This window comes from Thermomonas sp., assembly GCF_041905325.1.
Lineage (GTDB): Bacteria > Pseudomonadota > Gammaproteobacteria > Xanthomonadales > Xanthomonadaceae > Thermomonas.
Genome location: NZ_JAYRLK010000003.1, coordinates 1 through 20856 on the forward strand (window position 1 = coordinate 1; position 20856 = coordinate 20856).

General features: G+C 67.9%; 21 protein-coding genes. 17 read left to right on the forward strand and 4 right to left on the reverse strand.

From position 1 onward, the window contains the following. Window positions 1-113 (forward strand): 50S ribosomal protein L33 (gene rpmG / locus ACE3OK_RS04160; RefSeq protein ID WP_374248522.1); only part of this gene is annotated, 113 nt, incomplete at its 5' end. 106 nt (window positions 114-219) lie between these two features. Here rpmG and ACE3OK_RS04165 read toward each other — a convergent pair. Together ACE3OK_RS04165 and ACE3OK_RS04170 are read right to left on the reverse strand one after the other, a co-directional pair. Further along, entirely contained in the window at window positions 220-759 is a 540-nt protein-coding gene (locus tag ACE3OK_RS04165) for an META domain-containing protein (RefSeq protein WP_374248297.1), read from the reverse strand. 35 nt (window positions 760-794) lie between these two features. Then, complete coding sequence (locus ACE3OK_RS04170) at window positions 795-1649, reverse strand: undecaprenyl-diphosphate phosphatase (protein WP_374248298.1); 855 nt, start codon at window positions 1647-1649, stop codon at window positions 795-797. Window positions 1650-1895: 246 nt separating this feature from the next. Here ACE3OK_RS04170 and glnA point away from each other — a divergent pair, with 246 nt between their 5' ends. Then, complete coding sequence (glnA, locus tag ACE3OK_RS04175; protein ID WP_374248299.1) at window positions 1896-3305, forward strand: type I glutamate--ammonia ligase; 1410 nt, start codon at window positions 1896-1898, stop codon at window positions 3303-3305. Window positions 3306-3579: 274 nt separating this feature from the next. Beyond that, a complete protein-coding gene (locus ACE3OK_RS04180; RefSeq protein WP_374248300.1) occupies window positions 3580-4851 on the forward strand; it encodes an ammonium transporter in 1272 nt (423 codons plus the stop codon). Between the two features lie 19 nt (window positions 4852-4870). Here ACE3OK_RS04180 and ACE3OK_RS04185 read toward each other — a convergent pair whose 3' ends face one another. After that, window positions 4871-6745 carry a putative bifunctional diguanylate cyclase/phosphodiesterase gene (locus tag ACE3OK_RS04185; protein WP_374248301.1) on the reverse strand — a complete coding sequence of 625 codons (1875 nt, stop codon included), beginning with the start codon at window positions 6743-6745 and terminating at the stop codon, window positions 4871-4873. Between the two features lie 141 nt (window positions 6746-6886). Between ACE3OK_RS04185 and ACE3OK_RS04190 the strand changes: the two genes are divergently transcribed. From ACE3OK_RS04190 to ACE3OK_RS04240, 11 genes are all read left to right on the forward strand, one after another. Next, window positions 6887-7921 (forward strand): nitrogen regulation protein NR(II), encoded by a 1035-nt coding sequence (locus tag ACE3OK_RS04190; RefSeq protein ID WP_374248302.1) that lies wholly within the window; start codon window positions 6887-6889, stop codon window positions 7919-7921. Next, window positions 7914-9332 (forward strand): nitrogen regulation protein NR(I), encoded by a 1419-nt coding sequence (ntrC, locus tag ACE3OK_RS04195; protein ID WP_374248303.1) that lies wholly within the window; start codon window positions 7914-7916, stop codon window positions 9330-9332. The genes ACE3OK_RS04190 and ntrC overlap by 8 nt, the downstream gene beginning before the upstream one ends. A 49-nt stretch (window positions 9333-9381) precedes the next feature. Then, complete coding sequence (locus tag ACE3OK_RS04200) at window positions 9382-9960, forward strand: superoxide dismutase family protein (protein WP_374248304.1); 579 nt, start codon at window positions 9382-9384, stop codon at window positions 9958-9960. Window positions 9961-10151: 191 nt separating this feature from the next. Further along, a complete protein-coding gene (locus ACE3OK_RS04205) occupies window positions 10152-10598 on the forward strand; it encodes a bacteriohemerythrin (protein ID WP_374248305.1) in 447 nt (148 codons plus the stop codon). Between the two features lie 87 nt (window positions 10599-10685). Then, complete coding sequence (locus ACE3OK_RS04210; RefSeq protein ID WP_374248306.1) at window positions 10686-12332, forward strand: methyl-accepting chemotaxis protein; 1647 nt, start codon at window positions 10686-10688, stop codon at window positions 12330-12332. A gap of 15 nt (window positions 12333-12347) precedes the next feature. Then, window positions 12348-12875 (forward strand): chemotaxis protein CheW, encoded by a 528-nt coding sequence (locus ACE3OK_RS04215; protein ID WP_374248307.1) that lies wholly within the window; start codon window positions 12348-12350, stop codon window positions 12873-12875. Then, window positions 12872-13684: a protein-glutamate O-methyltransferase CheR gene (locus tag ACE3OK_RS04220; protein ID WP_374248308.1), complete on the forward strand. Its 813-nt coding sequence runs from the start codon at window positions 12872-12874 to the stop codon at window positions 13682-13684. The genes ACE3OK_RS04215 and ACE3OK_RS04220 overlap by 4 nt, the downstream gene beginning before the upstream one ends. Next, complete coding sequence (locus ACE3OK_RS04225; protein WP_374248309.1) at window positions 13681-14208, forward strand: hypothetical protein; 528 nt, start codon at window positions 13681-13683, stop codon at window positions 14206-14208. Before ACE3OK_RS04220 ends, ACE3OK_RS04225 begins: the two co-directional genes overlap by 4 nt. Continuing rightward, the gene (locus ACE3OK_RS04230) at window positions 14205-15269 is read left to right on the forward strand and encodes a chemotaxis response regulator protein-glutamate methylesterase (protein ID WP_374248310.1); all 1065 of its coding nucleotides are present in this window, start codon (window positions 14205-14207) and stop codon (window positions 15267-15269) included. The genes ACE3OK_RS04225 and ACE3OK_RS04230 overlap by 4 nt, the downstream gene beginning before the upstream one ends. Window positions 15270-15299: 30 nt before the next feature. Beyond that, the gene (locus ACE3OK_RS04235) at window positions 15300-15578 is read left to right on the forward strand and encodes an STAS domain-containing protein (RefSeq protein ID WP_374248311.1); all 279 of its coding nucleotides are present in this window, start codon (window positions 15300-15302) and stop codon (window positions 15576-15578) included. A gap of 4 nt (window positions 15579-15582) precedes the next feature. Continuing rightward, window positions 15583-17757: a chemotaxis protein CheA gene (locus tag ACE3OK_RS04240; protein ID WP_374248312.1), complete on the forward strand. Its 2175-nt coding sequence runs from the start codon at window positions 15583-15585 to the stop codon at window positions 17755-17757. A gap of 9 nt (window positions 17758-17766) precedes the next feature. Here the strand turns inward: ACE3OK_RS04240 and ACE3OK_RS04245 are convergent, their stop codons facing one another. Next, the gene (locus tag ACE3OK_RS04245) at window positions 17767-18639 is read right to left on the reverse strand and encodes a hypothetical protein (RefSeq protein WP_374248313.1); all 873 of its coding nucleotides are present in this window, start codon (window positions 18637-18639) and stop codon (window positions 17767-17769) included. An 80-nt stretch (window positions 18640-18719) separates the two neighbouring features. Here ACE3OK_RS04245 and ACE3OK_RS04250 point away from each other — a divergent pair, with 80 nt between their 5' ends. The 3 genes from ACE3OK_RS04250 (at window position 18720) to ACE3OK_RS04260 (ending at window position 20736) form a co-directional block, all read left to right on the forward strand. After that, window positions 18720-19997, forward strand: a complete 1278-nt coding sequence (locus tag ACE3OK_RS04250; RefSeq protein WP_374248314.1) for an acetyl-CoA C-acetyltransferase — start codon at window positions 18720-18722, stop codon at window positions 19995-19997. A gap of 104 nt (window positions 19998-20101) precedes the next feature. Next, entirely contained in the window at window positions 20102-20407 is a 306-nt protein-coding gene (locus ACE3OK_RS04255) for a type II toxin-antitoxin system ParD family antitoxin (RefSeq protein ID WP_374248315.1), read from the forward strand. Beyond that, complete coding sequence (locus ACE3OK_RS04260) at window positions 20404-20736, forward strand: type II toxin-antitoxin system RelE/ParE family toxin (RefSeq protein ID WP_374248316.1); 333 nt, start codon at window positions 20404-20406, stop codon at window positions 20734-20736. The genes ACE3OK_RS04255 and ACE3OK_RS04260 overlap by 4 nt, the downstream gene beginning before the upstream one ends. The last annotated feature ends 120 nt before the right edge of the window (window positions 20737-20856 follow it).

Sequence of the window (20856 nt, forward strand, 5' to 3'; positions counted from 1 at the left end):
ATTTCTACACGACCGACAAGAACAAGAAGAACACCCCGAACAAGATGGAGGTCAGCAAGTACGACCCCGTCGTTCGCAAGCACGTGATGTACAAGGAAGGCAAGATCAAGTGATGCCCCGGCTGCACGCGTGCCGTGCAGCCGCATCCCGTCGCAGGCATTCCACGAAAAACCCGCCGCAAGGCGGGTTTTTCGTGACCGGGGCCCGGCCATTACGCGGTTACTTCGCTTCCGGCAGCCGACCGGAGAACACCAGCACGTCGCCGGCCGCGTCGGTCAACGTCAGGCTGGGGCTGTCGCCTTCGCCAAACCGCATGCCCAGCCGCCCTTGCAGGCGTTTGCCCACCTCCCGGTCCAATGCCATCAGCGCCGCGTCCGGGCACGCCATCAGGGTGGTGGCCATGGGCTCGATGTCCAGCGTGTCGGCGGTGGCGGTCTGGTGTGCACTGAGGGTGTTGCAGGCATTGCCCACCGACACCATGGAAGCATTGAAATCCAGCTGCAGCGGCTTGTCGGCGCGCACGAACAGGGCGTCGATGCGCTTGCCGGCGGCATCGCGGGCGTCCTGCAGCAGCCAATGGTGGCGGGTCAGGGTCAAGACCGCCTGCAACGACCCGGGCGCTGCCGCCTGCGGAGCTTGCAGCACCTCCTGTACAGGGGCCGGCGCGGTTGCCGGCGGCACGGCGGGCGCCGTCTGCACGCGTGCGCCACAGGCCGCCAACGGCAGGGCCAGCATCGAGTAAGCGACCAGCATGCGCATGCATTGCCTCCGTTGCGATGACGATGAGGGGCCGCTCAACGGCCCGCCGGCAGCCACAGCAGCAGCGCCATGCCCAGCACGACGCGATACACCGCGAACGCGGTGAAACGGTGGCTCTGGATATAGCGGAGCAACCATTTGACCGCCACGAAGGCGGTGATGGCGGAGGCCACGAAAGCCACGCCCAGCGCCGCCCAGTCCTCACTGCCGATGCCGCCGCCCTTGCACAATTTCAGAAGCTCGTAGCCGGTGGCGGCAAACATGGTGGGAATACCCACCACGAAGGCGAATTCGGTGGCCGCTGCGCGGCTGGTGGTGCCGGCCAGCAGCGCCACGAAGATGGTGGCGGCACTGCGCGAGGTGCCGGGGAACACACCGGCCACCACCTGCGCCACACCGACCAGGATCGCCACCGTCCAGCCGATCGCGACACGCTCGCCGTCGCGTGCGGCGCGGCGGGCCGCCAGCCATTCGGCACCGACCATCCACAGCGCACCGATGACCAGGGCCCATGCCACCGGACGGATGTCATCCGGCAACTCCCACCCCAGCTTCTTGACCAGCAGGCCCAGCACGGCGGTCACCGCGAAGGCGGCCACCAGCTTGAACGCATAATCGCGCGACTGCGCCGGCGTCGTGCTGATCCCCAGCGGGTCGAACGCGGCAGGGGCGTCGCGGCCAACGAACGCCAGCAGCATGCCCCACAACCGCCGCCAGTAGATCAGCACCACCGCGAGGATGGCACCGGCCTGGATGGCGATGTTGAACAACTCGCTGCGCGCGCCCAGCCAGTGCTCGGCGATCAACAGGTGGCCGGTACTGGAGATCGGCAGGAATTCGGTGATGCCTTCGATGATGCCCAGCAGCAGGGCGGCAAGCAGGTCGGACATGGGCCGTGGGAGACTCGTGGGCTGGGAAAGACCGTCCGGCCTCGGCAAGGCGGGCGGCGCGCAAGCGGGCAGGATACCCGAGATTGCATTGCCTCATGATGGTGCAATCTGCACCACAAATTGCACCAATTTCGTGCTGATTTCATCGCGCCCCTCTGAACTATCGAATGAAATCAATGGTTTGGAGATTGGCATGGTTGATGCTAGGAAATGGCGTCTCTTCCATTCCCTGCCCGGAGCCTTGCCATGTCCCTTGCCCAGATCGAAAAGCTCATCCAGGACCACAAGATCGAATTCGTCGATCTGCGTTTCGCCGACATGCGCGGCGTGCAGCACCACGTGACCTTCCCCAAGTCGATCGTCGACGCCAGCCTGTTCGAGGACGGCAAGATGTTCGATGGCAGTTCGATCGGCGGCTGGCGCGGCATCCAGAACTCCGACATGGTGCTGCTGCCGGACCCGTCCACCGCCTTCGTCGACCCGTTCACCGCCGACCCGACGCTGGTGCTGACCTGCGACATCCTCGACCCGGCGACCATGCAGGCCTACTCGCGCGACCCGCGCGGCGTGGCGCACCGCGCCGAGGCCTACCTGAAGGCCAGCGGCATCGCCGAGCAGGGCTTCTTCGGGCCGGAGCCGGAGTTCTTCATCTTCGATTCGGTGCGCTTCGCCAACGAGATGGGCCACACCTTCTTCCAGATCGATTCCGAGGAAGCGCACTGGAATTCCGCGCGCGACTATGCGGGGGGCAACAGCGGCTACCGGCCGATGGTGAAGGGCGGCTACTTCCCGGTGGCGCCGCTGGATTCGCTGCACGACCTGCGCGCGGAGATGTGCAAGACGCTGGAAAAGGTCGGCATCGAAGTGGAAGTCCACCACCACGAAGTGGCCAACGCCGGCCAGTGCGAGATCGGCACCAAGTTCAACACGCTGGTGAAGAAAGCCGATGACCTGCTGACGATGAAGTACGTCATCAAGAACGTGGCGCACCGCAACGGCAAGACCGTCACCTTCATGCCCAAGCCGATCGTCGGCGACAACGGCAGCGGCATGCATGTGCACATGTCGCTGGCCAAGGGTGGTGCCAACCTGTTCTCGGGCGACGGCTACGGCGGCCTGAGCCAGATGGCGCTGTGGTTCATCGGCGGCATCTTCAAGCACGCCCGCGCCATCAATGCCTTCACCAATTCCAGCACCAATTCCTACAAGCGCCTGGTGCCGGGTTACGAGGCGCCGGTGATGCTGGCCTACTCGGCCTCCAACCGCTCCGCCTCCTGCCGCATCCCGTACGTGGCCAACCCGAAGGCGCGCCGCATCGAAATGCGCTTCCCCGACCCGATGAACAGCGGCTACCTGACCTTCGCGGCGCTGCTGATGGCCGGCCTGGACGGCATCAAGCACCAGATCGACCCGGGTGCGCCGTCCGACAAGGACCTGTACGACCTGCCGCCGGAAGAGGAAAAGAACTTCCCCACCGTCTGCCATTCGCTGGACCAGGCACTGGAAGCCCTCGACAAGGATCGCGAATTCCTCAAGGCCGGCGGCGTGTTCACCGACGACTTCATCGACGCCTACATCGGCCTGAAAATGAAGGAAGTCACCGCGTTCCGCGGCGCCACCCACCCGCTGGAATACCAGATGTACTACACGCTCTGAGCACCACGCGGGGCGCGGCAGGCTGATGCCCGCTCGCTCCCTCCCCGGCGGCCATCAGGCGGGCCGGGAGGGCGTACCGACGGGTGCGCCCTCCCCGCACCGCAGCCGTGGGAGAGGGGCGGGACGGGAAACATGGCCGGCACGGCCCGGAGCGCAACGCCAATGACCGGGGAGGGCACCGTTCACCAGGAGCCTGTGTCATGCGCATCCAACTGCTTCACCTGCGTCGCGGCCGTGCCGGCGACGTCTTCCGCGCCACCGCGGGGTTGCCACGATGACCGCCCTCGCAACCTTCGTGCAGGTTCCCGTCACCGGCGTCGTCGACAAGGGCGACGTGGCCTGGATGCTGACCTCGACGACGCTGGTGTTGTTGATGCTGGTGCCCGGGCTGGCGCTGTTTTACGGCGGCCTGGTGCGGGCGAAGAACATCCTCTCCGTGCTGATGCAGGTGCTGGTGGTGGCCGCATTGGCGATCGTGCTGTGGGTGGTCTATGGCTACAGCCTCGCCTTCGAGGGCGGCAATGCGGTGCTGGGCGGGGCGGGCAAGTTCCTGCTGCGCGGCGTCACCGGCGACACGCTGATCCCGACGCCCACGCCCGGCGTGGCGCTGCCGGAGCTGGTGTTCGTGGCCTTCCAGGGCGCCTTTGCCGCGATCAGCTGCGCGCTGGTGGTGGGCGCGATCGCCGAGCGCGCGAAGTTCGCCGCCGTGCTGTTGTTCACCGCACTCTGGTTCACCTTCGCCTACCTGCCGCTGGCCCACATGGTGTGGGCCGGCAACGGTTGGCTGCTGGCACAGGGGGCATTGGATTTCGCCGGCGGCACGGTGGTGCACATCAACGCCGGCGTGGCCGGACTGGTGGGGGCCTGGATGCTGGGGCCGCGGCTGGGCTTCGGGCGTGAGCGGCTGTCGCCGCACAACCTGCCACTGACCTTCGCCGGCGCCTGCCTGCTGTGGACGGGCTGGTTCGGTTTCAACGCCGGCTCCGCGCTGGCCGCCAACGGCGTGGCCGCGCTGGCGTTCGTCAACACGCTGGTGGCGGCGGCCACCGGGGTGCTGGGCTGGAGTGCCATCGAAGGCCTGTGGCGCGGGCGCGCTTCGATGCTGGGTGCCACCTCCGGTGCCGTGGCGGGGCTGGTGGCCATCACCCCGGCCTGCGGCACGGTGGGCGTGGGCGGCGCCCTCTGCATCGGTGCCTGCGGCGGCCTGACCGGGTACTGGGGCGTCAACGCGCTCAAACGCCACTTGCGCGCGGACGACTCGCTGGACGTGTTCGGCATCCACGGCGTGTGCGGCATCGTCGGCGCATTGCTGACCGCGGTGTTCAGCGCGCCCGGCTGGGGTGGCCACGGCACCGCCCACCACACGATGGGGCAACAACTGCTGGTGCAGGCGGAGGGGATCGCGGTGACCGTGGCCTGGTCAGCGACGGTGGCCCTGCTGGCTTTCCTCGTGGCCAGCAAGCTCGTCGGGCTGCGCGTGCACCACGACGACGAGCGCGCAGGCCTCGACATCACCGCGCATGGCGAAGCCGCCTACGAAACCTGAAAACGCGGTGGCGGCGGGCTCAGGGCTGCACCGGTTGCCGCGCACGCACGAAGGCCACGAACTCCTCCATCGGCAGTGCCGGCGACCAGTGGTAGCCCTGTGCGACTTCGCAGCCGAACCCCTGCAAGCGGGCCAGGGTGGCGGCATCCTCCACCCCTTCCGCCACCACTTCCAGTTCCAGGCAATGCGCCATTTCGATGATGGCGCGCACCAGGCCCTCGTCGTGGGCATTGCTGCACATCCGGCGCACGAACGACTGGTCGACCTTCAACCGATGCACGGCGTACTTGCGCAGATAGCCCAGGTTGGAATAGCCGGTCCCGAAGTCGTCGATGGCGATCTGCACGCCGCTGGCGCTCAGCCGTTGCAGGGTATCGGCCAGGTTGCGCGCATCCGCCACCAGCAGCGATTCGGTCAGCTCCAGCTCCAGCGCGGCATGCGGCAGGTCGGCAGCGGCGAGGGCGCGCTCCACCTCGCGCTCGATGTCGTCGCGGCGGAATTGCAGCGGCGACACATTCACCGCCACCCCCAACGCACCCAGCCCCTGCGCCCGCCACGCCGCGGCATCGCGGCAGGCGCGCCGCAAGACCCAGGCACCGACATCGTGGATCAACCCGCTGCGCTCGGCCACCGGGATGAAACGATTGGGCGGGATGAAGCCCAACTCCGGATGCTTCCAGCGCAACAGCGCCTCGGCGCCGATGACCCGCCCGCTGCGCAGGTCCAGCTGCGGCTGGTAGTACACCTGCAATTCGTCCTGCTCCAGCGCCACCCGCAGGCCCGAGGCCAGGTGCAGGTGTTCGATGACGCTCTGGTTCATGCTGGCATCGAAGAAGCGGAAGGTGTTGCGGCCGGCGTCCTTGGCCTGGTACATCGCCATGTCCGCGTTCTTCAGCAGCTCGTCCATGCCTTCGCCATCGCGCGGTGCCACCGCGATCCCCAGCGAGGCGGTGACCAGCACGTCCACCCCGCCCACGTTGAACGCCTGCGCCAGCTGGTGGGTGAGCTTGGCCACCACCGCGACGATCGCCTCTTCCTCCTGCAACTCGCCCAGCAGGATCAGGAATTCATCGCCCGACACCCGCGCCACCGTGTCCGACTCGCGCACGCAACCGCGCAGCGTATCGGCCACCTGGCACAACAGCACGTCGCCGGCGGCATGCCCCAGCGAATCGTTGATGGTCTTGAAGTTGTCCAGATCAAGGAACATCACCGCCACCATGCCGCCGCTGCGGCGCGCCTGCTTGAGCAGGAAGCCCAGCCGGTCCTTGGCCAGCGCACGGTTGGGCAAGCCGGTGAGGCTGTCGCGCTGGGCCAGGATCTCGATCTGCGCGTGCGATTCCTGCAACGCGCGCTTTTCCGATTGCAGTTGCTCCATCGCCAGCCCGAGGTCGCCGGCCAGCAGCCAGATGAAAAACCCGCTGGCCAGCAGGATCAGGGTCATCACCACGGCCCGCATCGTGTTGGCGGTGGTCGGCATGCTTGCAAAGACGCCGCTGGCATCGAGCAGCCACAGCGCCGCGATGGCCGCCAGCATCAGCCCCAGCAGGGCCAGGAACAGCCGCCGGGAACCGAACATGCCGGCGAACACCAGCAACGCCGGGAACGCCATCGGCGCCTCGTCGTACAAGCCCTGGCCGAACAAGGTCAGCGCGCACAAGCCCGGCAGGATGGTCCACACCATCAATGCGCTGGCCTGCTGCATGCGGCCGCGCGCGTTCCAGCGTGCCGCCACCACCAGCAGCGCGGCGATGGCCAGCTCCATGCCGGCGCTGGACAGGTGCAGGCGCAACACATTGAGCCCCCCCACCAGCGCGAAACACGCCACCAGCAGCCACAGGATCTGCCGCAGGCGCCGCTGCTGCAGCGTCAGCAACGCGTTGGTGGGCGGCATTGGCGCGTGCGGGGCAGCCATCATTCGCAATGGGGACGCCGGAACGGCTCGGCCACGCCACTGTAGACCGGGCCACAGCGCCAGGGAAGCATGGCCGGCGGGATTCGCCGAGACCCCCTGGCTTGCACTAAATTAGTGCAAATGACGCCCAGCGATGCCGCCTTGCTCGACACCCTGACGACCCCGTTGCTGCGGCTGGACGCGCAGGGCGTGGTGGCACATGCGAATGCGGCGATGGGCCGCTGGCTGGGGGTGAGCGTGCGGCGACTGGCCGGCCTGCATGCCGCCGCGCTGGAGCGCGAAGGCAGCCAGCTGGCGATGTGCCTGGCGCTGCCGGCGGAAGCGCCGGTGCGGCTGCGCCGGGTGGGCCTGGCACTGCCGGGCAGCGAGGCCCTGCGCTTCGCCGACCTGTGGCTGGCAACGGTCGACGACGGCCGCTGGCTGGAAGCGCATCCGGTGGACGAATTCCCCGGCGAAGACCCCGCGCAGCTGCTGCCGGCCGCGCTGGCCGCGTCGTTGCAAGGGCTGGCGCACGAACTGCGCAACCCGCTGCTGGGCATCAAGGGCGCCGCGCAACTGCTGGCGCGACGCGTGGAGGCCGACGGCCGCGAGCTCACCGCCATCATCGAAGACGAAGTGCAGCGCCTGTCCGACCTGGTCGACCACCTGCTCAACCCGGCACCACCGCGCGCCTTTGTCGCGCTCAACATCCATGCGGTGCTGGAACGGGTGCTGCGGCTGGCCGAAGCCGATGCCGGCTGGGCCGTGCAATTGCAGCGCGACTACGACCCTTCGCTGCCGGAACTGCATGGCGATGCCGACCGCCTGAACCAGGCCGTGTGGAATCTGGTGCGCAACGCCATCGAAGCCGGTGCCGGCAGCATCACCCTGCGCACCCGCATCGAACATGCCGCCCGCATCGGCGAGGCGCTGCCCGCGCCCGCCCTGCGCCTGGACGTGGTGGACGACGGCCGTGGCGTGCCGCCGGCACTGGCCGAGCAGATCCTGCTGCCACTGGTCAGTGGCCGCGCCGACGGCACCGGGCTGGGGCTGGCATTGGCGCAGCAGGTGGCGCGCGAGCATCGCGGCGCACTGACCTGGCGCTCACGCCCGGGGCATACGGTGTTCACCCTGCTGCTGCCGCTGGCGGCGGAACCGGAGCAACCCCATGGCTGATGCGGCGCAGGTCTGGGTGGTGGATGACGACCGCTCGGTGCGCTTCGTGCTGGCCGCCGCACTGGGCGAGGCCGGCTTCCGCGTCACCGCCTTTGCCGATGCCGGCGAAGTGCTGGCCGCGCTGGCGGCCGGCCGCGCGCCCGACCTGCTGCTGACCGACGTGCGCATGCCCGGCGACAGCGGCCTGGTGCTGCTGGACAGGTTGAAGGAGGCGCTGCCGCGCTTGCCGGTGATCGTGATGTCGGCGCATACCGACGTGGCCAGCACCGCCGGGGCGTTCCGTGGCGGCGCGCAGGAATTCCTGTCCAAACCCTTCGACCTCGATGCCGCCGTGGCTCTGGTGCACAGGACCCTGCCGGCGCGCCACGCAATGCCCGTTGCCGCACCCGCTGCCGCGCCCCCCGAACCGCTGCCGGCGCTGGTCGGCCAGGCCCCGGCGATGCGCGAATTGTTCCGCGCCATCGGCCGGCTGGCGCAGGTGCCGCTGTCGGTGCTGATCACCGGCGAAACCGGCACCGGCAAGGAGTTGGTGGCGCGCGCGCTGCACCGCGAATCGCCGCGCGCGGCGCGCCCGTTCGTGGCGCTGAACACCGCCGCGATCCCCGCCGAGCTGCTGGAATCCGAACTGTTCGGCCACGAGGCCGGTGCCTTCACCGGCGCGACCAAGCGCCAGCTCGGGCGCTTCGAACAAGCCAACGGCGGCACCCTGTTCCTCGACGAGATCGGCGACATGCCCGCGGCGCTGCAAACCCGGCTGCTGCGGGTGCTGGCCGAAGGCGAATTCTTCCGCGTCGGCGGGCGCGAGTTGATCCGCGTCGACGTGCGCGTGATCGCCGCCACCCACCAACCGCTGGAGGCGCTGGTGGAACAGGGCCGCTTCCGTGCCGACCTGCTGCACCGCCTCGACGTGGTGCGGCTGCGGCTGCCGCCGCTGCGCCAGCGCCGCGAGGACATCCCGCAACTGGCCGCGCACTTCCTCGCCCACGCCGCACGCCGGCTGCGATCGCCGGTGAAGAAGTTGTCCGCGGCGGCGCTGGAGCGCCTGCAAGCACAGCCGTGGCCGGGCAACGTGCGCGAGCTGGAGAACGTGTGCTGGCGGCTGGCGGCCCTGGCACCGGGCGACACCATCGGCGCGGCCGACCTGTCGCTGGCGTTTCCCGATGCCGATGTCGCGGACACCGCCCGCACGCCCACCGACTGGACGCAGGCGCTGGCCGACTGGGCGCGCGCGCAGCTGGCCGCCGGTGCCACCGACCTGCACGTGCAAGCGCGCGAGCAACTCGACCGCAGCCTGCTGGATGTCGCGCTGGAGCACTGCGATGGTCATCGCAGCGAGGCCGCGAGCTTGCTCGGCCTGTCCCGCAACACCGTCACCCGCAAGCTCGGTTCCTCGCGCAAGAAAGCCCCGTAGCGCACCTTCCATGCCGCACGCACGTCTGCAATCCGACAGGAGAAAGGCCATGCAAATTCGAATCCCCGGCGCGCTGCCCCTGGTGCTGGTATTGGGCCTTGCCGGCTGCGCCACCCAGCCGCCCGCCCACCCGCGGCCGACAAGGCCCACCGTCACGGCAACCAGCACCGTCAAGCAGGCAGTGGCGAATCTGGCCGCCGCCTCGGGCACGTTGGTCAGCGGCCGCTTGCTGTTGCAGCCGATGGGTGGTGGCGTGCGCATCACCGGCGAGATCGGCGGCCTGCAACCGGGCAGCAGCCACGGCTTTCACATCCACGAAAAAGGCGATTGCAGCGCGGTGGATGCCAGCAGTGCCGGCGGCCACTTCAACCCGGGCGTGCAGCCCCACGGCCGCAGCGGGAAAGGCCCGCACCATGCCGGCGACAGCGACAACCTGGTGGCCGATGCCAACGGCGTGGCGCATGTGGATGCGCACTTCGCCGGCGTCAGCCTGGGCGGCAGTGCCGACACCGACATCCTGGGCCGCGCCCTCATCGTGCATGCCGCCGCCGACGACTACACCAGCCAGCCGGCTGGCAACGCCGGCGTGCGCGTGGCCTGCGGGGTGATTCGGCTGGTCGCGCCCTGATCCCGTGACGACACCTGAAGATGAAGCAAGACGCATTGTCGTTTCGCAACTGATTCCGCTTTGCTCATGCCGAAATATTGTGTCGAGTTTTCCCGAGTCTTGGCCGTTACAACAGGATGTCGCCGTTGGTGAAAAGTAGCGAGCCCGGCGGCTCGTTCGTCACGGCAAGGAATGCACGGCAAGAGACAGGCATGCCAGTCGAGAAACTGCCAACGGATGGTGACTGGCCCAGCCTGCGCTGGGATACCCGCTTTGCCACCGGCCATCCCGGCATCGACACCGAGCACCAGCGCCTGGTGCGCCTGCTGGAAAAACTGTGCGAGATCGAACGCGGCACCGCCGCCATCGAGCGCCTGCCGCGGGTCCTGGTCGAATTGCAGCGCTACACCCGCTACCACTTCGCGCACGAAGCGCAGTTGATGGCCGAACATGCCATCCCGGCCGCGCATGTCCAATCGCACCTGGCAGCGCACGCCCTCTTCATCGACCACCTGGCCGAAGCCACGCGCCAAAGCGCGCGCGACGCGCATGCCGTATCCGGCGATCTGCTGCGCTTCCTCGGCCGCTGGCTGGTCGCCCACATCCTGGACACGGATCGCGCGCTGGTCCGCGAACTCCGGCACGCCCGGAAACGATGACACCTGCGGTACCAGGGCGGCAGGCAATCACAGACATCCACCGGGCCGGAAGCCCGCCATCCATCGAGGTGCGTCATGTTGGGAGCGATGAAGGTTTCAACGCGGTTGGCACTGGGGTTCGGCTTGGTGTTGTTGCTGCTGGCCATGGTGGCCGCCGTCGGCATCACCCGCCTGAATGCCACTGACGATGCACTGTCGGATATCGTCCAGAACAAGTGGCAGAAAGTGGTGCTGCTCAAAACCGGGCTGGCGGCGGTCAACGACATCGAGCAGGCCAGCAACCGGCTGGTACTGACCGCCGATGCCGGAACTCGCCAGCAGCAGAAAGACCGCATTTTGTCCGCGCGTGAAACACTGGGCGCAACTTGGGGAAAACTGCAACCGCTGTTGGTGGCGCCGGAGGGCAAGGCGCGCATGCAGAAAATCCTCGACGCGCGCGCCCGCTACATCGAAGTCCAGAACCGGCTTTTCGATCTGGCTGCCACCGGGGCGGCGGGTGAAGCCAATGCCTTCCTTGCGCGTGACTTCGAAGCTGCGGCCAGTGAATACCGCGGCAGCGTGAACTCGCTGGTCGATTTCCAAGGGGACCTGATGGAGAAAACCGGCGCGGATGCCAAGGCCATGGTCTCCCGCGCCAACCAGCTGATGTTCTGGCTGGCGCTGGCCGCAGCGGTGCTGGGGGTGTTGCTGGCGGTGTGGATCGTGCGCAGCGTGCTGCGCCAGCTGGGTGGCGAGCCGGCCTATGCGGCCGACATCACCCGCCAGATCGCCGAGGGCAACCTGGGCGTGCAGGTGGCGCTGCGGCAGGGCGACACCAGCAGCCTGCTGTTTGCCATCGGGCAAATGGTGGCGCGCCTGTCGGACATCATCGGCGAGGTCCGCGCCGCCGCCGACAACCTGTCCAGCGCCAGCGAGGAGGTTTCCGCCACCGCGCAAAGCCTGTCGCAGAACGCCAGCGAACAGGCCGCCAGCGTGGAAGAGACGTCGGCATCGGTGGAGCAGATGAGCGCCTCGATCGCGCAGAACACCGAGAACGCCCGCGTCACCGACGCGATGGCGGTGAAGGCCGCGCGCGAGGCTGGCGAGGGTGGCGAGGCGGTGGGCCAGACGGTGACCGCGATGAAGACCATCGCCGGCAAGATCGGGATCATCGACGACATCGCCTACCAGACCAACCTGCTGGCGCTCAACGCCGCCATCGAGGCGGCTCGCGCCGGCGAGCATGGCAAGGGGTTTGCGGTGGTGGCGGCGGAAGTGCGCAAGCTGGCCGAACGCAGCCAGGTGGCGGCACAGGAAATCGGCGAACTGGCGGCCAACTCGGTAGCGCTGGCGGAACGCGCCGGCAAGTCGCTGGAGGAAATGGTGCCCTCGATCCGCAAGACCTCCGACCTGGTGCAGGAAATCTCCGCCGCCTCCGGTGAGCAGAGCAGCGGTGCTGCACAGATCAATGCGGCGATGACCCAGATCAGCACCACCACCCAGCAAAACGCATCCGCCTCCGAGCAGTTGGCGGCCACCTCGGAAGAAATGAGCGGGCAGGCCGAACAACTGCAGCAGGCCATCAGCTTCTTCCGCGTGGCCGGTGGCAGCGCGGCGGGCGATACGCGCCGCGCCACGGCCCGCCACGGGGCGGCCAAGCCCCATCGGCACGCCGCCGAGCATGTCCCGCAGGCAGCCCATGCCGGCCGAGGGCGGGCCATGGCCGACAGCGATGCCGACTTCGTGCGGTTTTGAGCCGGGAGGGCCGCCATGAACGCCATCCTTGCCCCCGTACCGGCCATTGCCCTGCCGTCACCGGCAGGGGCATTGTCCGGGCAACACCTGACCTTCCAGCTGCGTGGCGGCATCTATGCCATGCCGCTGGAGCACGTGCGTGAAATCATCGAGTTCGGCAGTTTGACCACGGTGCCGCGGATGCCCGCCTTCGTGCGCGGCGTGATGAACCTGCGCGGCGCGGTGCTGCCGGTAGTGGATCTTGGCGCGCGCCTGGGCCTGCCGCCTGCCGAAGCCAGCCGCAAGACTTGCGTGGTGATCCTGGAATTGCCCGGCGACACTGCGCCGCTGGTAGTTGGGGCGCTGGTCGATGCGGTCTGCGAGGTGGCGGAATTCGCGCCAACCGACATCCAGCCGGCCCCCAGCTTCGGTGCCGGGATCGAGGACCGCTTCATGCAAGGCATGATCCGCAGCGATGCGCAATTCATCATCCTGCTGCACACCTCGGCGGCCTTGTCCCCGCATGAGCTGGCAAGGTTGGCGGCGGACATGGCCACGCAATGAACCCGCTTGCGCCGCTGCCGCAGTTGAGCGAAACCGCCTTCCAGGGGTTCCGGCGGTTGTTGCGCGACACCGCCGGGATCGATCTTGCGGCCAGCAAGAAACCGCTGGTCAGCGGCCGGCTGCTGAAACGGCTGCGCAGCCTGGGGCTGGGCGGGTTCGACGACTACCTGCACCTGGCCCAGCGCGATGCCGGCGAATCGCAGCAGGCCATCGACCTGCTCACCACCAACGAAACCCACTTCTTCCGCGAGCCGGCACACTTCGCCTGCCTGCGCGAACGCATCCTGCCCAGCCTGCAAGCGGGGCGTCCACTGCGGATATGGAGCGCGGCTTCCTCCACCGGGCAGGAGGCATGGACGATCGCGATGGTGCTGGCACGGCACCTGCCGCAACGGCCATGGGAAGTCTTTGCCAGCGACATCAGCAGCCGTGTCATCGCCACCGCCAGTCGCGCCATCTATCCATTGCCGCAGGCGCGTGAAATCCCGCCGGATTTCCTGCAGGACTATTGCCTGCGCGGTACCGGCCGCCAGGAGGGCCAATTCGCCATCGCCCCCGAGTTGCGCCAGCGGGTGCGCTTCGCCCGGGTCAACCTCAATGCGCCACTGCCGCAACTGGGCAGCTTCGACGTGATCTTCCTGCGCAACGTGCTGATCTATTTCAACGGCGATGCGCGGCGCGCGCTGGTGCAGCGCGTGGTCGAACGCCTGGCACCGCGTGGCTGGCTATTGGTCGGGCACTCGGAAAGCGTGTCCGACCTCGGGCTGGACATGCAGGCGGTGATGCCGTCGGTGTACCGCAAGCCATGACCGCCGGCAGCGACCAGCCCGCACGCGAGATCGTGCTGCAACCCGGCGAGGTCTGGTTCGGCGAAGGCCGGGTACGGCTGCGTACGCTGCTGGGCTCATGCGTGGCCGTCACCTTGTGGCACCCGCAACGGAAGATCGGCGGCATGTGCCATTACCTGCTGGGGGAACGCCCCGCCAACCACGGCATCGCGCTGGATGGCCGTTATGCACCCGACGCCCTGGCCCTGCTGTTGCGTGGCATCCGCCGATACGATGCAGACCCGGCGGACTTCCACGGCAAGCTGTTCGGCGGCGGGCGCATGTTCGACCTGCCTGCCGCGCAACTTGCCGGCTCGGTGCCGGAGCGCAACGTGGCCATGGCCGAAGCCCTGATGCAGCGGCACCGCATCCCGGTGCTGGCACGCCACCTCGGCGGCGGCGGCCATCGCAGCCTGGCCTTCGAGTTGTGGAGTGGCGACGTGTGGGTGCGCCACCGACAGGCCGGCGCGGCGGATGCCGGCCTCCGCATGGAGGCGCGCCCGTGAAGCCGATCAAGGTGATGATCGTCGACGACTCCGCCACCGTGCGCCAGGTGCTGTCCACGGTGCTGGGCGCGCGCAGCGACATCCAGGTCATCGCCACCGCCGCCGACCCGCTGTTCGCGATGGACAAGATGGCCAAGGACTGGCCGGACGTGCTGGTCCTCGACATCGAAATGCCGCGCATGGACGGGCTGACCTTCCTGCGCAAGCTGATGGCCGAACGCCCCACCCCGGTCATCGTCTGCTCCTCGCTGACCGCGCAAGGTGCCAGCCTCAGCATCCAGGCACTGCAAGCCGGCGCGCTGTCGGTCATCACCAAGCCGGAAATGGGGGTGGCCGATTTCCTGCGCGATCCCGACAACCAATTGCTGGACGCGGTGCGCGTGGCGGCCCGGGCGCGCCCACGGCAACCCTTGCCGGTGGCGCCGCCGAAAAAGCTGACGGCCGACGTCATCCCGATGGAGCCCTCGCTGGCCAACCGGCTGGGGCGCACCACCGACCGCGTGGTGGCGATCGGTGCCTCCACCGGCGGCACCCAGGCACTGGAGGCCTTGCTGTCGGCACTGCCGCATGTCTGCCCCGGCATCGCGGTGGTGCAGCACATGCCGGAGAAATTCACCCGCGCCTTCGCCGACCGCCTCAATCAGGTGTGTGAAATCGATGTGCGCGAAGCACAGAGCGGCGACCGCATCATGCCCGGGCTGGCCCTGATCGCCCCCGGCGGCAAGCACCTGCTGCTGCGTGCCAATGGCGCGCGCTACCACGTGGACGTGGTGGCCGGGCCGCCGGTGAACCGGCACTGCCCCTCGGTGGACGTGCTTTTTCGTTCCGCCGCGCGCTGCGCCGGTGCCAACGCGCTGGGCATCCTGCTGACCGGGATGGGCGACGACGGCGCGCGCGGGATGCGCGAGATGTTCGACGCCGGCGCCATCACCCTGGCGCAGGACGAGGCCAGTTGCGTGGTCTACGGCATGCCGAAGGAAGCGGTGAAGCTGGGCGGCGTGCGCCAGGTGCTGCCGCTGGCCGAGATGCCCGCGCAGATCGTCCGCTTCGCCCATGCCTGATGCCCTGCAGCCATTCACGGAGATACCCGCATGCCGCTTGCCCTGGAGCTTCCCGAAGACCTCGTCATCGACCAGGCGGCCGCCATTGCCGCCGACTGGCTGGCCCGGCTGGAGACCTGCACCGGGCCGGTGGTGGCGGTGGCCGCGCAAGCCACCCATGTCGATACCGCCGGCATCCAGTTGCTGCTTGCATTGGGCAAGGAAGCCGAGGCGCGCGGGTTGGAGCTGGAGTTGGCGATGCCGTCGCCGCGCCTGCTGCTGATGTTGCAGACCATGCACATCCTGCACCGTTTCCGGATTGCTTCCTGAGGCCATGGCCATGAACGAAAACGACCTGCGTATCGCCACCGAGCGCGCCCGCCAGACGTTCCTGGACGAGGCGGACGACCTGATCGTGGCGATGGAGTCGGCCCTGTTGGGGCTGGAGGCCAATCCCGGCGATGCCGACCTGCTGCACGGCCTGTTCCGCGCCGTGCACACGGTGAAAGGCTCCGGCGGCATGTTCGGGTTGTCTGCATTGGTGGCCTTCGCGCACCGCGTCGAAACCGTCCTTGACCACCTGCGCAACGGCAATCGGCACCTGGACCGCACCGCCACGTCGTTGCTGCTGCAATGCATCGACCAGATCGCCGACTTGCTCCGGCATGCGCGCGAATGCCCGCAACAGGCCATCCCGGATGCCTTGCTGCAACACGCCGAACACCTGGCCGGCCAGCTTGAAGCCGGTGGAAGCATGCCGTCGGTTGCGCCGATGGCCGTGGCCCCGGCGTTGCCGGAGCCCGCGCCGGAGGCGGCCACCTGGCACATCTCCCTGCGCTTCGCAGCGGATGCCTTCCGCCACGGGATCGACCCGTTCGCCACGCTGCGCTACCTGGCCAGCCTGGGCGACATCCTGCTGGCCGAAACCATCGATGCCACGTTGCCGCGGCTTGCCGGGCTGGATGCGGAAAATTGCTACCTGGGCTTCGAAATCCGCCTGTCCACGACAGCCACCCGCGCGGAACTGGACGATGCCTTCGAATTCATCCACGACGAATGCACGATCCACCTGATTCCCCCCGGCAAGAGCCTTGCCGGCTACCTGCAGCTGATCGAGGACCTGCCCGACGACGCCGAACGGCTGGGGGAAATCCTGATGGCCTGCGGCGTGCTGGACGCACGCCAACTGCACGAGGCGCTGGCCCGCCAGCACACCGCCGCAGCCAATGCGGGCGCGCATGGCCGCATCGGCGAAATTCTGCAGACGCAAGCGCACATCAGCCCGGTACTGATCGACGCCGCATTGCAAAAGCAGGAACGCATCCGCGCCGCGAAAGTCGACACCGGCCGCTGCCTGCGCGTCGCGCCGGAGAAGGTGGACGCCTTGATCGACATGGTCGGGGAGCTGCTGGTGCTGGGCGCGGTGGCCCGGCAGCAAGCGGCACGCAGCGGGGCCGCGAATCTGCATGAAACCATGGACGCCCTCGATGCCCTGTTGGCGCAGGTGCGTGGCAATGCGATGTCATTGCGGATGGTGGCGATCGGTGAAACCTTCGAACGCTTCCGCCGGGTGGTGCGCGACACCACCGGCCAACTCGGCAAATCCGTGCGGCTGGAGATCCACGGCGGCGACACCGAGCTGGACAAGGCGGTCATCGAGAAAATCGGTGACCCGTTGATGCACCTGGTGCGCAACGCGCTGGACCATGGGCTGGAAACGCCAGCGGAGCGCATCGCCAGCGGCAAGCCGGAAGAAGGCGTGCTGACCTTGTCGGCCCGGCATGCCGCCGGCTGCATCCTGCTGCAGATCGAGGACGATGGCCGTGGCATCGACCCCGAGCGCGTCCTTGCCAAGGCCCGCCAGCGCGGGCTGCTGCGCGAAGGGGTCGCGCTCAGCCACGAGCAGGTCCTGCAACTGATCTTCGAACCGGGGTTCTCCACTGCGGAGGCAGTCACCGACATCTCCGGACGCGGCGTGGGCATGGACGTGGTGAAGCGCAACATCGAGGCGCTGCGCGGCAGCATCGACATCCACTCCAGCCCCGGCCAGGGCTGCCGCATCACGCTGGCCTTGCCGCTGACCCTGGCGATCATCGATGGCTTCCTGGTGCGCTGCGGCGAGGGCCATTTCGTGCTGCCACTGGATCACGTCGAGGAATGCATCGACCTGGGTGACGACGCCGTATGCGGCCGCACCGGCATGGTGATGCACCGTGGCCAGCCGCTGCCGGTATTGAACATCCGCGAGATGCTGGGTGTGGCCAGCGGCACCACCTCCCGCAAAAGTGCCGTCGTGGTGCGGACCGCCACCGGTGCCGCCGCCGGCCTGCAGGTGGATCGCCTGCTGGGCGAACAGCAGACGGTCATCAAGCCATTGGGGCCGATGTTTTCCACCCTGGACTTCGTCGCCGGCTCCAGCGTGCTGGGCAGCGGCGAGATCGCCTTCATCCTCGATGTCCAGGCCTTGCTGGCCACGGTGGAACCACCGGCGCTGACCACGGCCGGCTGACCCGTCCGGTCAGTACAGGCATCCGGCATCGCCATCGGCGCAGTGCACGTACTGCACCGGCACGCCGTGGATTTGCAGCACCTCCGCGTATTGGCGCTGACGCATCTGGAAACGCGCAAACCCGCGTTCCAGCGCGGCGGCATCCTGCAAGGCGGGGGCGTTGCGGCGGTGCCAGGCCGGCAGGTCCAGCAGCGCGATGCGCACCTCGCCATCGCCGTAACGCGCCAGCGGCTCCGGCGCGGCATCCAGCAACAGCTCGCCCTGCGGTTCCAGCAGCGCGGTTTCCAGCAGCGCCCACACCCCGTCCAGACCGGCGTTCTGGTACTGCATCGCCATCATCGCCAGCAGGTCGTGCAGGCTGAGGTAGCGGATGTGTTCGACCTGTGCGCCCAGCCCTTCCTGCAATGCCAGCGCGGCATCGGCTTTTGCCATGCCGCAATCGAACAGCTTCGATTCCAGTTGTTCGGCGGCCGCTTCCACCTGGGCGCCGCGCAGGACGAACGGCAGCAGCCGCAGCCCACCGCCCAGCAGGGCCGGGTCGGCCTGCATCGTCGGCGGCAACGCGCCTTGCGGATCGGCGCCGAACCCCATCACCCGCGCGCCCTGGGCCTGCCCGGGGGCCCGTTGCAGCAGCTCCAGCACGCGCTGGTGCAACGGCCAGCCGGGGCGCAGCGCTTCGGCCGGGTCGAAGTGCGCGGCCAGCAGGGCCAGGTCGCAATCGGCCACGTCCGGTGCCAGTTTGGCCAAATCGCGGCCCAGCAAGGCGGCGACTTCACCGGCGGCATTGGCCGGCAAAGCGGCCCGTTCGGGTGGCGTGCCGTCGCGCAGTTCGATGGCGATGACGCCGCGAAACACGGCAGGGCTGGAAGCAGGCGTGGACATGTGGAGTCTTGACTCGGAAAGGCGGCGCTACACTCGGCCCACATTATGCCCGCGCGGCGGGCGCGTCCTTGAGGTGAGTCATGCAACACGGTCGTCCCGTCGCCGTCCTGGGGGGCGTGCGCATCCCGTTCTGCCGCCAGAACACGGCCTATGCCGATGTCGGCAACCTCGGCCTGTCGGTGCGCACGCTGGGCGCGCTGGTGGAAAAATTCGGCCTGCAAGGCCAGCCGCTGGGTGAAGTGGCGATGGGCGCGGTGATCAAGCATTCGTCCGACTGGAACCTGGGCCGCGAAGCCGCGCTGTCCTCCGGCCTGTCACCGCTGACCCCGGGCATCACCATGCAACGCGCCTGCGGTACTTCGCTGGATACGTTGCTCCACATCGCCGGCAAGATTGCGACCGGGCAGATCGAAGCCGGCATCGGCGGCGGTTCCGACACCACGTCGGACGTGCCGATCGTGTACGGCAAGACGCTGCGTGCGCGTTTGCTCAAGGCGGCGGCGGCCAGGACCTTCGGCCAGAAACTGGCGGCGTTCAAGGGCTTTCGCCTACGCGAGCTGAAGCCGGATTTCCCCGGCGTGGCCGAGCCGCGCACCGGCAAGTCGATGGGCCAGCACTGCGAAGACATGGCCAAGGAATGGGGCATCCCGCGCGAGGCGCAGGACGCGCTGGCCGCCGACTCCCACCACAAGCTGGCCGCCGCCTACGGGCGCGGCTTCTTCGACGACCTGGTGGTGGGGTTCCGCGGTGTCAACCGCGACAACATCCTGCGCCCCGACACCAGCGTGGAGAAACTGGCCACGCTCAAGCCCGCCTTCGACAAGACCTCCGGCAAGGGCACCCTGACCGCCGGCAACTCCACCCCGCTCACCGACGGTGCCGCCGCCTGCCTGCTGGCCAGCGACGCCTGGGCCGAACAACACGGCCATGAAGTGCTGTGCCACATCCGCGATGCGCAGGTGGCGGCCGTGGATTTCGTGCACGGCGAAGGCCTGCTGATGGCCCCCACCATCGCGGTGGCGGAGATGCTCAAGCGCAACCACCTCACGTTGCAGGATTTCGACTTCTACGAAATCCACGAAGCCTTCGCCGCGCAGGTGCTGTGCACGCTGCGCGCGTGGGAGAGCGAGGACTACTGCAAGACCCGCCTCGGCCTGGACGCGCCGCTGGGCCGCATCGACCCCAACAAACTCAACCCGCTGGGCTCCTCGCTGGCCACCGGCCACCCGTTTGCCGCCACCGGCGCACGCATCGTCGCCACCGCCGCCAAGGAACTGAAGCAACGCGGCAAGGGCCGCTGCCTGATCAGCATCTGCACCGCCGGCGGGATGGGTGTGGTGGCGATTCTGGAGCGGTAGGGCGTCCAGCTATGGTCGCGGAGGCTCGAGGATGACGCTTGGCTTCTAGCCGCTTACGCAATGCATTGGCATAATCTGCCAATGCTTTCTTGGGAGCCTTCGTCATGCCCACCCGCAACGTCGTCATTACCGACCACCAAGCCACGTTCGTAGAACAGTTGGTCGCCAACGGGCGATACCAGAACGCCAGCGAAGTGCTGCGTGAGGGGCTGCGCCTGGTGGAACAGCGTGAAACCGACCATGCGACCAAGCTGAAGGCCCTGCGCGCGGCCATCCAAGTGGGAATCGACGACATCGAGGCCGGACGATACACCGCGTTTGGAAGCATCGATGCGCTGGCGGATGACTTCGAAGAGGAGGCCGAGCGAGTCATCCGCGAAGTGGAAAGCGAGCGGAATACCCGTGCATGAGCACCGTCTGGAAAGTGCTGCGCACTGACGATGCCAAACGAGACTACACCCACATCATTCGCTGGACAGCGGAACGCTTTGGCTCGCAGCAAACGCGAATCTACAAGGACACCATCAAACTAGCGCTGGCTGCGTTGGAATCCGGCCCCAACACTCTAGGAGTGAAGCAGCGCAACGATCTCGGCGATGGCATCCTCACCCTGCACGTCGCACGCAACGGACGCAAGGGCCGTCACTTCATCGTGTTCCGCATCCGTGGCAACGACACCATCGAAGTGCTGCGCCTGCTGTATGACGGCATGGAACTGACGGATCACTTTTCCCCCTGAACGCACGCCGTCCACAGCGCCACGCCGTGCGTTAACGCCCGTCTGTCTTAGCCGAGCCGGCCATCTCACCGGCTTTTTTCACAAGCATCTCTGGATCAATTCACTTCAACTTCGTCAAAC